At 56.6% G+C, this 13375-nt stretch carries 11 protein-coding genes; 4 read left to right on the top strand and 7 right to left on the bottom strand.

Annotated elements, in window-relative coordinates; translation table 11 throughout:
- Positions 1-21: 21 nt before the first annotated feature.
- Genes pqiC through rlmKL form a run of 5 tightly spaced genes read right to left on the bottom strand, consistent with a single transcriptional unit; the run spans position 22 to position 7524 of the window.
- Positions 22-588: a membrane integrity-associated transporter subunit PqiC gene (pqiC, locus tag IM299_RS09335; RefSeq protein WP_193357375.1), complete on the bottom strand. Its 567-nt coding sequence runs from the start codon at positions 586-588 to the stop codon at positions 22-24.
- A complete protein-coding gene (gene pqiB / locus IM299_RS09330; protein WP_028012598.1) occupies positions 585-2225 on the bottom strand; it encodes an intermembrane transport protein PqiB in 1641 nt (546 codons plus the stop codon). Before pqiB ends, pqiC begins: the two co-directional genes overlap by 4 nt.
- Positions 2226-2229: 4 nt before the next feature.
- Positions 2230-3483, bottom strand: coding sequence for a membrane integrity-associated transporter subunit PqiA (gene pqiA, locus IM299_RS09325; protein WP_045261707.1), 1254 nt, complete (start codon positions 3481-3483; stop codon positions 2230-2232).
- Positions 3484-3495: 12 nt separating this feature from the next.
- On the bottom strand, positions 3496-5403 hold the full coding sequence (locus tag IM299_RS09320; RefSeq protein WP_028012596.1) for an ABC transporter ATP-binding protein: 1908 nt from the start codon (positions 5401-5403) through the stop codon (positions 3496-3498).
- 12 nt (positions 5404-5415) lie between these two features.
- Entirely contained in the window at positions 5416-7524 is a 2109-nt protein-coding gene (gene rlmKL / locus IM299_RS09315; RefSeq protein WP_041910608.1) for a bifunctional 23S rRNA (guanine(2069)-N(7))-methyltransferase RlmK/23S rRNA (guanine(2445)-N(2))-methyltransferase RlmL, read from the bottom strand.
- Positions 7525-7622: 98 nt separating this feature from the next.
- Here rlmKL and IM299_RS09310 point away from each other — a divergent pair, with 98 nt between their 5' ends.
- Positions 7623-8732: a YcbX family protein gene (locus IM299_RS09310; protein WP_045261710.1), complete on the top strand. Its 1110-nt coding sequence runs from the start codon at positions 7623-7625 to the stop codon at positions 8730-8732.
- Here the strand turns inward: IM299_RS09310 and zapC are convergent.
- Both zapC and pyrD read right to left on the bottom strand, forming a co-directional pair.
- The gene (zapC, locus tag IM299_RS09305; protein WP_045630034.1) at positions 8729-9271 is read right to left on the bottom strand and encodes a cell division protein ZapC; all 543 of its coding nucleotides are present in this window, start codon (positions 9269-9271) and stop codon (positions 8729-8731) included. The two genes, IM299_RS09310 and zapC, sit on opposite strands and share 4 nt — an antisense overlap.
- Before the next feature lie 165 nt (positions 9272-9436).
- Positions 9437-10447 (bottom strand): quinone-dependent dihydroorotate dehydrogenase, encoded by a 1011-nt coding sequence (pyrD, locus tag IM299_RS09300; RefSeq protein ID WP_045261711.1) that lies wholly within the window; start codon positions 10445-10447, stop codon positions 9437-9439.
- Between the two features lie 249 nt (positions 10448-10696).
- Between pyrD and ssuE the strand changes: the two genes are divergently transcribed.
- Genes ssuE through ssuD form a run of 3 tightly spaced genes read left to right on the top strand, consistent with a single transcriptional unit; the run spans position 10697 to position 13369 of the window.
- Entirely contained in the window at positions 10697-11272 is a 576-nt protein-coding gene (gene ssuE, locus IM299_RS09295) for an NADPH-dependent FMN reductase (RefSeq protein WP_028012591.1), read from the top strand.
- Positions 11265-12227 (top strand): sulfonate ABC transporter substrate-binding protein, encoded by a 963-nt coding sequence (locus tag IM299_RS09290; protein ID WP_028012590.1) that lies wholly within the window; start codon positions 11265-11267, stop codon positions 12225-12227. Before ssuE ends, IM299_RS09290 begins: the two co-directional genes overlap by 8 nt.
- Entirely contained in the window at positions 12224-13369 is a 1146-nt protein-coding gene (gene ssuD / locus IM299_RS09285; protein ID WP_028012589.1) for an FMNH2-dependent alkanesulfonate monooxygenase, read from the top strand. Before IM299_RS09290 ends, ssuD begins: the two co-directional genes overlap by 4 nt.
- The last annotated feature ends 6 nt before the right edge of the window (positions 13370-13375 follow it).

Raw genomic sequence — 13375 nt, 5'->3', positions numbered from 1 at the left:
GTTTTTGACGATGAATTTTACTTATGGCAGCCGGGAAATTTCCCTGGCGATACTGGCTGACTCCTGCGCCCAACCCTGAGCCAGCACTTTCACCATTTCATCATAGCCATCCTTCTGCTGCTTCAGCTCCAGATGGAAAGGACGCTTAATCAGCTGTCCCTGATGATTCAACAGCCACTCGCCGCTGATGACAACGGCACCGTCATAACGGCCGTGGAAGCCCGTTACCGTGACGTTCAGCGTGTCCTGATCGCTTCCCAAAGGCTGGGAGGCAACAACCCAGCCCGGAAGCTGGCTGCCCAGATTCGCCACCAGCGTATTGCGTAACTGCTGGTCCAGCGGGCTGGCCCACAGGTTGTTGTTGGCGATAACGTACTGTACATCGCTGGTCTGATAGACCACCCCGTTGCCGGCCAGATAATCCGGCACGGCGACCTGCTCAACCCACAGCAGACGGTTGCCCTGCGAGGCGGAACTTTGCGTAACCGCCTGCGTCACCAGAGGCAGCTGGTAGTAGCTTTTCGTTTCGCTCCCGGAGCTACAGGCCGTGAGTACCATCACTCCTGCAATCGCTAGCCATTTTTTCATTGTTTCGCCCTCTTCGGCTCAGGATCCTTTTTATCTTTCGCTTCGAACACCAGCGCGTTGCTCTTCTCGTTGAGCGTTTTCAGAACCGGCTGCAGTTCACGCAAGACCTGATCGAGACGCTGCATATCTGCCACCATCTTGTTGTACGCCGCCGAGCCAGGCTGGAAGCCCTGCATACTGCGGTTCAGCTCGCGCAGCGTTTTCTGCATATCCTGCGGCAGCTGCTGCATACTCTGATTTGCAGTGATCTTGTTGATGTTATCCAGCGTGGTCTGCAGGCGCTGCATTGTCGCCTGGCTTTGATGTAACGAACCTGTCGCCGCCTCAATCATTGGGTTCAGAGGCAGATTGTTAATTTTATCCAGCGTTTCCATGAGACGCTGCTGGATCTGGGCCAGACCGCTGCTTACCGTTGGGATGATCTTGTAACCACCAAACTCACGCATACCGGTAATCGGCGGCGCTTTTGGATAGAAGTCCATATCGACATACAGTGCGCCGGTCACCAGGTTACCGGTTTTCAGCGAGCCGCGCAGACCGCGATTCATCAGGTCGGTGATGTGCTCGCCGATATCCTGATTCTCACCAATCTGGTTGATCAGGCGCTCAGGCTCAATGCGGATCAGCACCGGAATACGGTAATCATCATCAAGCATCTGCTTAAGGCCTGGAACAAAGTAAGGCACTTGTCCCACCGTCCCCAGACGAATACCGCGGAACTCAACGGGCGCCCCAGGCTGCAGGCCGCGAACAGAATCCTTAAAGAACATCAGGTAGTCGATGTGATCGGTATAGAGTGCATCCTGAATGCTTTTTTGATCGTCGAACAGGCGGAAAGCAGTGTTCTCCGCAACCGGCTGCCCCAGGTCCAGACCTTCGGGTACGTCAAAACTCACGCCGCCGCCAAACAGTGTTGTCAGCGAGCCCATTTCTACACGCATGCCCGCCGAGGTCAGATCCACCGCGATGCCGCTGTCTTTCCAGAAACGGACGTTGCTGGTAACCAGACGATCGTTAGGCGCATTGATGAACAGCTGATAGCTGATGGATCTTTTCTGAGGATCGAAGGTACTTTTCTCCACCGAACCCACGCGATAGCCGCGGAAAAGTACCGGGTCGCCCGCCGTGAGCTGGCCCGCTTTTTTACTGTCGAGGATCACGCGGATACCTTTTGCATCAGGCGGTGCTAGCGGCGGTGAATCCAGAAGCTGGTACTGCGCCGGCTGGCTGCCTTTTGCACCCGGCTGCAGTTCGATGTAGGCACCTGAGAGCAGCGTTCCTAAGCCGCTGATCCCTTCACGTCCCACCTGCGGTTTAACCACCCAGAAAACAGAATCGCCGTGCAGGAGTTTTTCCATGCCGGCATTAAGACGCGCCTTAATCTCCACATGGGTTAAATCGTCGGTCAGGGTTGCGCTTTCCACCACGCCCACATCCACGCTGCGGCTTTTGATGGTCGTTTTACCGCCCTCAATTCCTTCGGCATTGGTGGTAATCAGCGTCACTTCCGGTCCCTGATGGCTGTAGTGATAAAACAGGATCCATGCACCGATCAGCGCGGTCACGATGGGGAAAATCCACACCGGCGACCAGTTTTTGACCTTCTGCACTTTCGCCTCTCCACTCTTATTTTCCATGCTCTTACTCTTCCTCATGGCTTGATTCAGGCTCACGATCCCACGATAAACGAGGGTCGAAGGTCATGGCCGCAAACATGGTCATAATTACCACCAGTGCAAACATTAAAGCCCCCATCGCGGGATAAATACTCATCAAACCGCCCATCCGCACCAGCGCAGAGAGAACGGCAATCACAAACACGTCGATCATTGACCAACGACCGACAAATTCGACCACTTCGTAAATCAGATGCATGCGTTCGCTGTCGCGTTTTCCGTGGCCTTTTGCATCCCAACAGAGCCAGGCAATGGCGATCATTTTTAAAGTGGGCACCATGATACTGGCGATGAAAATCACGCCGGCGACAGGATAAGATCCTTCGCTCCACAGCAGTATGACCCCGGCGAGGATCGTCGAGGGCATTTTATCGCCGAGCAAATCGGTGATCATAATCGGCAGAATATTAGCGGGCAGATACAGCATGACCGACGTGACCAGCAGTGCCATCGTCCACTGCAGGCTATTTTTACGGCGAACATGGCCCTTCGTTTCGCAGCGCGGACAAACCTCAAGATCGGCGGGCAGCACGGCGGTACAGCACGGACAAGAACGGAGCCCCTGGCGGATACCCGGCACGCCGACCTTCACCGTCTGCGCGAGCGTCGGTGCCGGGGCGATATCGTCCCAGGCCCAGCGCCTGTCCACGCACTGGAAAGCACGCAGCTGCAGGACACAGTACAGACACCAGGGAATAAAACTGCTGCCTATCCCCACGTCGCCGTACGCCATCAGCTTCACGAAACTGACCAGTATCCCTGCGAGAAAGATCTCGGCCATCCCCCAGCTTTTGAGCTGAAAAAGGATGCGCGCGAGCCGGATTTTCAGCGGTGACGGCATCCTGACGCGGTTAACCAGCAGCAGGATGATGACCAGGCAGAACGCCGGGACTATCTGGACGAATAGCAGAAAAAAGGTGCCGAGGCTGGCGTAATCTTCCGAGAACATCACGCCCGGGATTTCAAGCAGATCCACCTGGCTTGTCATCCCGCCTACCTTCATATAGACGAAGGGGAAGAGATTGGAGAGCAGCAGCATGAACAGTGCTGCCAGCGCGTAAGCGGTGGGACGCTGCCGCGGCGCGTCCCACTCGGTTGTCAACGTCGCGCCACAGCGTGGACACTGGGCTTTATGTCCGTGACCAAGCTCTGGCAACGCCACGAGCATATCGCATTGCGAGCATAATATATGCCTGTCGGCATGGTGCTGGTCACACATATTTAATCCCTGTTATGCGCCGTTTTTCAGAGACTCAAGGTACTCCCAGCGCTCAAATGCTTCTTCCAGGGCTTTTTCAGCCGCGGACATTTCAGCCAGTACTTTCTGAGTATAGTCATGCGATTGGGTAAAGAATGAGGCATCAGCAACCTGCGCTTGCAGCTCCTCAAGCGCGGCCTCCAGCTCTTCAAGACGCTGAGGTAGCCCCTCCAGTTCGCGCTGCAGGTTATAGCTTAGTTTAGCCGAGGTTTTCTTGACAGTTTCTGCTTTTGTTACAGCAGGTTCAGAACTTGTTCTGGACTTCGACTGTTTCTGCGCCAGAGACTGCGACTGCTGCCCTTTTGCGTCGTGATAACCGCCCACGTACTGGCCAATTCGCCCTTCACCTTCGAAGATCCAGCACTCGGTCACGGTGTTATCCACGAACTGACGATCGTGGCTAACCAGCATCACGGTTCCCTGATACCCATCGATCAGCTCTTCGAGTAATTCCAGCGTTTCGACATCCAAATCGTTCGTCGGTTCATCGAGGATCAACAGATTACTTGGCTTCAGGAACAGACGGGCCAGCAGAAGACGGTTACGCTCCCCACCGGACAGCGCGCGCACCGGTGTCATGGCGCGTTTCGGGTGGAACAGGAAGTCCTGCAGGTAGCCCAGAACGTGACGCGGCTTGCCGTTCACCATCACTTCCTGTTTACCTTCGGCGAGGTTGTCCATCACCGTGCGGTCCGGATCCAGCTCTGCGCGGTGCTGGTCGAAGTAGGCCACTTCCAGCTTGGTGCCACAGTGAATGCGGCCGCTGTCGGCCTGCAGCTGGCCCAGCATCAGCTTCAGCAGCGTGGTTTTGCCGCAGCCGTTCGGGCCGATGAGCGCAATTTTGTCCCCGCGCTGAACCTGCGCAGAGAAATCTTTCACCAGCACCTTGCCGTCAACCTGGTAGTTAACGTTTTCCATTTCGAAGACAATCTTGCCGGAGCGGGACGCCTCTTCCACCTGCATTTTGGCGCTGCCCATGACTTCGCGGCGCTCGCTGCGCTCGCGACGCATCGCCTTCAGGGCACGCACGCGGCCTTCGTTACGGGTACGGCGGGCTTTGATGCCCTGGCGGATCCAGACCTCCTCCTGCGCCAGCTTGCGGTCGAACTCCGCATTCTGCAGCTCTTCCACGCGCAGGTTTTCTTCTTTCTCCAGCAGATAGGTGTCGTAATCGCCAGGATAGGTGACCAGCTTGCCGCGGTCGAGGTCAACAATGCGCGTCGCCATATTGCGAATAAACGAACGGTCGTGCGAGATGAAGATGATGGTGCCGCTGAAGGTTTTCAGGAAACCTTCCAGCCAGTCAATTGCTTCGATATCCAGGTGGTTGGTTGGTTCGTCCAGCAGCAGTACCTTAGGGCCGCTGACCAGCGCGCGCCCCAGCGCCGCTTTACGCAGCCAGCCGCCGGAGAGCGCCGACAGCTCCATGTCGGGTTCCAGCCCGAGCTGCGCCAGCACCTCGTTAATGCGGTTTTCCAGCTGCCACAAACCGTGGTGATCGAGCATCTCCTGCACTTTCGCCAGTTCGTTGAGATTCTTGTCGCTCGGGTCGGTCATCACCAGATGCGAAATCTCGTGATAGCGCTTCAGGTACTCTGCCTGCTCGGAGATGCCTTCCGCCACGAAATCGTACACGCTGCCGGTGACATGACGCGGCGGATCCTGCTGGAGGCGGGAGACGATCAGATCCTGCTCGTATACGATGCGGCCGTCATCCAGCCCCTGCTCGCGGTTGAGGATTTTCATCAGCGTGGATTTACCCGCGCCGTTACGGCCCACCAGACAGACGCGCTCGTTATCTTCGATATGCAGCTCTGCATTATCGAGAAGCGGTGAGTCGCTGAAAGAGAGCCACGCGCCGTGCATACTAATTAATGACATTTATTTTTCCTTTCAGACCGCGGTAATCAACCAGCAGTTATGAATTTGACGGTTACGGGCGAAGTCCTGAGACAGCGTTTTTTGACTGATTTCTTGTGCTTTCAGTCCCAGGGCTGCCAGGCCGTCATGATCCATACGGAAGCCGCGTTTGTTGTTCGAGAACATAATGGTGCCGCCTTTGCGCAGCAGGCGCTTCAGGTCGGTCATCAGGCGCAGGTGATCGCGTTGAACGTCAAAGCTATCCTCCATGCGCTTGGAGTTAGAGAAGGTCGGCGGATCGATAAAGATCAGGTCGAACTGCTCGTCGGTATCGCGCAGCCAGCCCAGCACGTCGGCCTGCATCAGGCGATGCTGACGTCCGGTTAAGCCGTTCAGACGCAGGTTACGCTCGGCCCACTCGAGATAGGTGCGGGACATATCCACCGTGGTAGTGCTGCGCGCGCCGCCGAGACCGGCATGCACGCTGGCGCTGCCGGTGTAGGAAAACAGGTTGAGGAAATCTTTGCCCTTGCTCATCTGGCCGAGCATGCGGCGGGCGATGCGGTGGTCGAGGAACAGGCCGGTATCAAGATAGTCGGTCAGGTTCACCCACAGGCGAGCGTTGTATTCGCCCACTTCGATAAAGTCGCCCTTTTCGCCCATCTTCTGGTACTGGTTTTTACCCTTCTGACGCTCGCGGGTTTTCAGCACCAGCTTGTTCGGCGCAATCCCCAGCACGGCAATGGTGGCCGCAATGACGTCCAGCATGCGCTGGCGCGCTTTTTGCGCATCGATGGTTTTCGGCGGAGCATATTCCTGAATCACCACCCAGTCCGCATAGCGGTCAACCGCCACGTTGTACTCCGGCAGGTCGGCATCGTACAGGCGATAGCACTCGATCCCTTCCTGCTTCGCCCATTTTTCAAATTTCTTCAGGTTTTTGCGCAGGCGGTTGGCGTAATCCTCTGCCACGCCGGTTGGCTTGCTGTCCGCCGCTTTCTCTGCCAGATGATAGTTTTTCTGCACGCAGTCCAGCGGGCCGTTTTTCGCTTTAAACTGGCGATCGGCACGCAGCTGCAGGCAGCTCAGCAGCTCCGGCGAGGCGCTGAACAGAGACAGATTCCAGCCGCCGAAGTGGTCCTTCATATTGCGGCCCAGCAGGCTGTGCAGGGCAATCAGCGCAGGCTCGCTGTCCAGACGCTCGCCGTATGGCGGGTTGCTGATTACGGTCCCGTACGGGCCCTTCGGCAGCGGGTTGGTCAGGTTCGCCACGTCTTTCACCTCGAAGGTGACCAGCTCGCCGATACCGGCGCGACGGGCGTTGCTGCGCGCGCGTTCTATTACGCGCGGGTCGCTATCCGAACCGTAAAAGTGAGAGGTATACTCCGCCAGCCCCTTACGCGCGCGGGTCTGCGCGTCGTCTTTAACCTCTTTCCAGAGCGCTTCGTCGTGCTGCGCCCAGCCTTTGAAGCCCCAGTGGCCGCGGTGCAGCCCCGGCGCACGGTCGGTTGCCAGCATTGCGGCCTCAATCAGCAGCGTACCGGAGCCACACATTGGGTCAAGCAGCGGCGTGCCCGGCTGCCAGCCGGAGCGCATCACGATGGCGGCGGCCAGGGTTTCTTTGATCGGTGCCATACCGGTGCGATCGCGGTAGCCGCGCAGGTGCAGACCCGCGCCGCTCAGATCGAGGGAGATGCTCGCCGTGTCGCCGTTCAGCCAGACGTTGATACGCAGGTCCGGGTTTTCGCGATCGACGTTCGGACGTTCCTTATTTTTACGCGTGAAGCAGTCCACAATGGCGTCTTTTACGCGCAGGGCGCCGTACTGGCTGTTGCGGATCTCGTCGTTCACGCCGTTGAAATGCACCGCGAAGGTGGCGTTAGGCGTGAAGATCTCTGTCCAGTCGATCATCTGTACGCCGGTGTAGAGATCGAGGTCGCTATAGACCTTGCATTCCTTCATCGGCAGCATGATGCGCGACGCCAGACGGCTCCACATCAGGCTCTGGTAAATAAGCCGCGTGTCGCCCTCAAAATGGACACCACCCTGAACCACCTGACACTCTTGCGCGCCCAGGCTTTCCAGTTCAGTTTTTAACAGCTCTTCCAGCCCACGGGCCGTACTGGCAAACAGAGAATTCATATCGTCACTTTTACTCTTAGAAAATTGTCGCGCATTATAGCTAATATGGCGTGTATGTCATAAAGTTGAAGGCTTATTTTCATTCGAGGGAGTGTGCAGTGGCGACGTTATCCAGGCTTTTTATTCATCCGGTGAAATCCATGCGCGGCATCGGTGTCACTCACGCGCTGGCAGACATGAGCGGGTTCGCCTTCGATCGTATTTTTATGGTCACCGAGCCTGACGGTACGTTTATCACCGCACGCCAGTTCCCTCAGATGGTTCGCTTTACCCCTTCCCCGCTTCACGACGGTTTGCACCTTACCGCGCCGGACGGTTCCAGCGCGGTGATTCGCTTTGCGGATTTTGCGGCTGTCGACGCGCCAACGGAAGTATGGGGCAACCATTTTACCGCGCGCATCGCCCCGGATGAAATTAACCGCTGGCTGAGCGGCTTCTTCTCCCGCGACGTGCAGCTGCGGTGGGTTGGGCCGGAACTGACGCGTCGCGTAAAGCGCCACGACGCCGTTCCCCTCTCCTTCGCGGATGGCTTCCCGTTCCTGCTCACCAACGAAGCGTCTCTGCGTGATTTACAGAATCGCTGTAAAGCCAGCGTACAGATGGAACAGTTCCGCCCGAATCTGGTCGTGACCGGAGCGGACGCCTGGGATGAAGACACCTGGAAAGTCATCCGCATCGGCAGCGTCATCTTTGATGTCGTCAAACCCTGCAGCCGCTGCATTTTCACCACGGTAAGTCCTGAGAAAGGCCAAAAGCATCCTTCCGGCGAGCCGCTGAAAACGCTGCAATCGTTCCGTACCGCGCAGGACAACGGCGATGTCGATTTCGGCCAGAACCTGATCCCGCGATCCAGCGGCGCAATCCGCGTAGGCGATGAGGTTGAAATTCTCGCCCGCGGGCCGGCGCGAGTGTACGGCTCAGGCCAGGAAGAAGAAATGGTCGAGGTTGAGACGAATGTCGCCACTGCGGTGGATATTCACTGGCAGGGCAAGGTTATTCGTGGCAACAATCAACAGGTTTTACTGGAGCAGCTGGAGCAAGCCGGTATTCGCGTACCGTATTCCTGCCGCGCGGGAATTTGCGGATGCTGCCGCATCAAGCTGCTGGAGGGAGAAGTGAGTGCGCTGAAAAAATCTGCAATTGGAAATGACGGCACAATCCTGTGCTGTAGCTGCGTACCGAAAACGTCGGTACAACTGGAAGCTTAAACCGCTTGTTCGAGGCGGAAGGCATCGACGCGCAGCTGTGGCTTCAGCCTGTCATTCATGACTTTGATCGCATCACCTAACTGCATTACGCGCCCGGCAATCGTCACGCCGGGCTGCGCCAGCAGACAGAGTGCGGCGTTTTCGCCAGGCTCAACCACTAACAAACTCACCTCTTCGGCGGTATCGCTCAGGTTAACGCTGGCCGCATCGCCCGTCGCTGGCGTCCAGTCCATGCCGTGAGGCAGGAAATGCCAGCTTTTCGGCATTTGCGGTTTCAGGAAACGGATAGCCACCAGCGCATTTAATACCAGTTCGGCACGCTGCTCTTTAGAGAGCATCAGGTCGCGGCATTTTTCTTCGAAGGAGAAATAAAGCGCCGCATCGTCAACGCAAAAGCCCGATGGAGAAAACGCGTCCGGGGTTAACATTCGGCGGGCAAAACGAGAACGAAACAACATGCCATTGGCTAAATCGAGCATCATACGGTCATGCTCGTCGCAAAAATACCAGCGCCAGTTATCGTCAGGTTTAATTCGCATGTGTCTCTCCCGTCCCCAAACGTCCTGTACTAAAAATGTCCTGTTCGCCGCTTCGTTTATAACACTAGTAATAAAAGACGATAATGTCTAAATAAGCAACAGTGACGGAATATAAAACAACCAGGGCTGGAAATAAAGCCCTGGTTGTCTGATTAAGAAAAAAGATTAGATATGCGTAACGATTTCTTTAATCAAAGGCGGGCCTTTAAAAATAAAGCCGGAATAGATTTGCACCAGTGACGCACCGGCCGCCATCTTCTCGCGCGCAGCAATCACCGAGTCGATACCGCCGACGCCAATAATCGGTAAACGGCCTTTTAATTCCGCAGACAGCGCGCGAATAATTTCGGTGCTTTTTAATTGTACCGGACGGCCACTTAACCCACCCGCTTCGTCACAGTTTTTCATTCCCTGAACGAGCGAACGATCAAGCGTGGTATTCGTTGCAATCACCCCGTCAATATTATGGCGAACCAAACTGTCGGCAACCTGGATCAATTCTTCGACAGAAAGATCCGGCGCGATCTTCACCGCGACCGGAACATATTTATGGTGGATCGCCTGGAGTTCATTTTGTTTATTTTTAATGGCACTCAGAAGATCGTCCAGCGCTTCGCCATATTGTAAGGAGCGCAGCCCCGGGGTATTGGGTGAGGAAATATTCACCGCGATATACCCGGCATAGGCGTAGACTTTTTCCATACAAATCAGGTAGTCATCTTTACCCTGCTCAACCGGCGTATCTTTATTTTTGCCAATATTGATGCCTAACACCCCATCAAAATGGGCTTTCTTCACGTTCTCTACCAGATGATCAACGCCGAGGTTATTAAAGCCCATGCGGTTGATCAACCCTTCGGCTTCGACCAGGCGGAACAGGCGCGGCTTGTCATTTCCCGGCTGCGGGCGCGGCGTGACGGTACCAATTTCGATGGAGCCAAAGCCCATCGCGCCCAGGGCATCAATGCACTCGCCATTTTTGTCCAGACCGGCCGCCAGACCCAATGGATTTTTAAAGGTCAGCCCCATGCACTGCACAGGCTTTTCCGGCACGTTTTGACGCACCAGGGCCGCCAGAGGCGTTCCTGTAATACGACGTAATTGCTGGAATGTAAATTCATGAGCGCGCTCGGGGTCGAGCTGGAAAAGGGCTTTACGAACGAAGGGGTAGTACATGAACTCTCCTGGATTCCCGGTGTGCAAACCGGGAGGGGATTATGGGCGATCCCGTCACGAAAGGGAATTGACCTGCGGCAAAAAAATCGGCGTAAAACGCAATCGTTTACCTCCCACTCTCTTTCTTATGCAGTTTTTCGCAGTTTAATTGCGGATAAATCATTTAGTGGAATAACCGCGCGGTGTCACACTCCTGAAAATTGTTATGAATGTTAGACAAAAGCAAACAATTAGTTATAAGGAGGAAGTATGCGCGTCATTACCCTGGCCGGAAGTCCACGATTCCCTTCGCGTTCCAGCGCCCTGCTGGAATATGCCCGCGACAAGCTCAATGCCCTGGACGTGGAAGTGTGCCACTGGAATCTGCATAACTTCGAACCTGAAGATTTGCTGTATGCCCGCTTCGACAGCCCCGCGCTGAAAACCCTCACTGAGCAGCTCAAGGAAGCGGACGGCCTCATCGTTGCGACCCCGATTTATAAAGCCTCTTTTTCGGGCGCGCTGAAAACGCTGCTCGATCTTCTCCCCGAGCGCGCACTGGACGGCAAAGTGGTTCTGCCTCTGGCAACGGGCGGCACGGTGGCCCATTTACTGGCGGTGGATTACGCCCTGAAGCCGGTGCTGAACGCCCTGAAGGCGCAGGAGATCCTTCACGGCGTTTTCGCGGATGATTCGCAGGTCATTGACTACCAGCATAAGCCGCACTTCACGCCGAATCTGCAAACGCGCCTTGATGCCTCGCTGGAAACTTTCTGGCACGCGCTGCATCGCCGGGATATCCAGGTTCCTTCTTTTAATCCGCCGCAGGGAGTCGCACATGTTTAAAACCTTAACCCGCCTCGGACTGGCTGGCCTGATGGCGTTTACCGCGCTGGCACATGCCGCAGAAACCGCACCGGACAGTTTACGAATTGGCTACCAAAAAGGCAGCGTCAGTATGGTGCTTGCAAAAAGCCACCAGCTGCTGGAAAAACGCTTCCCGGACACCAAATTCTCATGGGTGGAGTTCCCGGCAGGGCCGCAGATGCTTGAAGCCCTGAACGTCGGCAGTATCGATCTGGGCAGTACGGGCGACATCCCGCCTATTTTCGCTCAGGCTGCCGGGGCAGACCTGGTATACGTCGGTGTAGAACCCGCTAAGCCGAAAGCCGAAGTCATCCTGGTACCTGAAAACAGTGACATTAAAAGCGTCTCCGACCTTAAAGGGCGTAAGGTCGCTTTCCAGAAAGGTTCCAGCTCGCACAACCTGCTGCTGCGCGCCTTACAGGAAGCCGGGCTCAAGTTCACCGACATTCAGCCCGTTTACCTGACGCCCGCCGACGCGCGCGCCGCGTTCCAGCAGAAAAACGTTGATGCCTGGGCTATCTGGGATCCGTACTACTCCGCGGCATTACTGCAGGGTGGCGTACGGGTGCTGAAAGACGGTACCACGCTGAAGCAAACCGGTTCGTTCTACCTCGCCTCACGCCCTTACGCCGAAAAAAACGGCGCGTTTATTCAGGGCGTACTGGATACCTTTACGCAGGCAGATGCTCTGACCCAGAGCCAGCGTCAGGCGAGCATCGCCCTGCTGGCAAAAACCATGGGCTTACCTGAGCCGGTGATCGCGAGCTACCTCAGTCACCGTCCGCCCACCACCATTGCGCCTGTCGACGCGCACGTCGCCGCGCTTCAGCAACAGACTGCTGACCTCTTCTATCAAAACCGCCTGGTACCAAAACAGGTCGATATTCGCGAACGCATCTGGCAGCCCGCTGGCAAAGAAGGAGCTAAATCATGAGTCTGAATCTTTTCTGGTTTTTACCCACCCACGGTGATGGACACTATCTTGGTACAGAAGAGGGCTCGCGCCCGGTTGACCATGGCTATCTTCAGCAGATTGCCCAGGCGGCGGACCGAATCGGTTTTACCGGCGTGCTGATCCCGACCGGACGCTCGTGCGAGGATGCCTGGCTGGTGGCCGCATCGATGATCCCGGTCACCCAGCGCCTTAAATTCCTGGTTGCATTGCGCCCGAGCGTCGTTTCACCCACCGTGGCGGCGCGTCAGGCAGCAACGCTGGACAGGCTCTCCAACGGCCGCGCTCTGTTTAACCTGGTGACGGGCAGCGATCCGCAGGAGCTGGCGGGTGACGGCGTGTTCCTCGACCATACCGAGCGCTATGAAGCCTCCGCCGAATTTACCCGCGTCTGGCGACGCCTGCTGGAAGGCGAAACCGTCACCTTTGAAGGTAAGCATATTCACGTTCGCGACGCGAAGCTCTACTTCCCGCCAGTGCAGCAGCCGCGCCCTCCGCTCTATTTTGGCGGTTCGTCGGATGTGGCCCAGGATCTGGCCGCCGAGCAGGTCGATCTTTATCTGACCTGGGGCGAGCCGCCCGAGCTGGTGAAAGAGAAAATTGCCCAGGTCCGCGCCAAAGCCGCCGCCCATGGCCGCAAGGTGCGCTTCGGAATTCGCCTGCACGTGATTGTGCGCGAAACCAATGAAGAAGCCTGGCAGGCGGCAGACCGTCTGATCTCCCATCTGGACGATGAGACCATTGCGAAGGCGCAGGCTGCGTTTGCCAAAACCGACTCCGTCGGGCAGCACCGCATGGCCTCTCTGCACAACGGCAAGCGCGAGAATCTGGAAATCAGCCCTAACCTGTGGGCGGGCGTGGGTCTGGTACGCGGCGGCGCGGGCACGGCGCTGGTCGGCGACGGGCCAACCGTGGCTGCACGTATTAATGAATACGCTGACCTGGGCATCGACAGCTTTATTCTCTCCGGCTATCCGCACCTGGAAGAGGCCTACAGGGTGGGCGAGCTGTTATTCCCGCATCTGGACGTCGCCGTTCCGGAAATCCCGCAGCCGCAGCGGCTCCAGCTGCAGGGCGAAGCCGTGGCAAACGAGTTTATTCCGCGCAAAGCCGCACAGAGCTAAGGAGTG

The organism is Enterobacter cloacae complex sp. P47BA (assembly GCF_014930485.1).
Lineage (GTDB): Bacteria > Pseudomonadota > Gammaproteobacteria > Enterobacterales > Enterobacteriaceae > Enterobacter > Enterobacter bugandensis.
The sequence above is the reverse complement of the archived record's forward strand: the minus strand, read 5'-3'. Positions and strand labels throughout refer to the sequence as shown.

Coding starts and splice junctions, on each gene's coding strand:
- pqiC (WP_193357375.1), bottom strand. CDS start 588: ATGAAAAAATGGCTAGCGATTGCAGGAGTGATGGTACTCACGGCCTGT.
- pqiB (WP_028012598.1), bottom strand. CDS start 2,225: ATGGAAAATAAGAGTGGAGAGGCGAAAGTGCAGAAGGTCAAAAACTGG.
- pqiA (WP_045261707.1), bottom strand. CDS start 3,483: ATGTGTGACCAGCACCATGCCGACAGGCATATATTATGCTCGCAATGC.
- IM299_RS09320 (WP_028012596.1), bottom strand. CDS start 5,403: ATGTCATTAATTAGTATGCACGGCGCGTGGCTCTCTTTCAGCGACTCA.
- rlmKL (WP_041910608.1), bottom strand. CDS start 7,524: ATGAATTCTCTGTTTGCCAGTACGGCCCGTGGGCTGGAAGAGCTGTTA.
- zapC (WP_045630034.1), bottom strand. CDS start 9,271: ATGCGAATTAAACCTGACGATAACTGGCGCTGGTATTTTTGCGACGAG.
- pyrD (WP_045261711.1), bottom strand. CDS start 10,447: ATGTACTACCCCTTCGTTCGTAAAGCCCTTTTCCAGCTCGACCCCGAG.
- ssuE (WP_028012591.1), top strand. CDS start 10,697: ATGCGCGTCATTACCCTGGCCGGAAGTCCACGATTCCCTTCGCGTTCC.
- IM299_RS09290 (WP_028012590.1), top strand. CDS start 11,265: ATGTTTAAAACCTTAACCCGCCTCGGACTGGCTGGCCTGATGGCGTTT.
- ssuD (WP_028012589.1), top strand. CDS start 12,224: ATGAGTCTGAATCTTTTCTGGTTTTTACCCACCCACGGTGATGGACAC.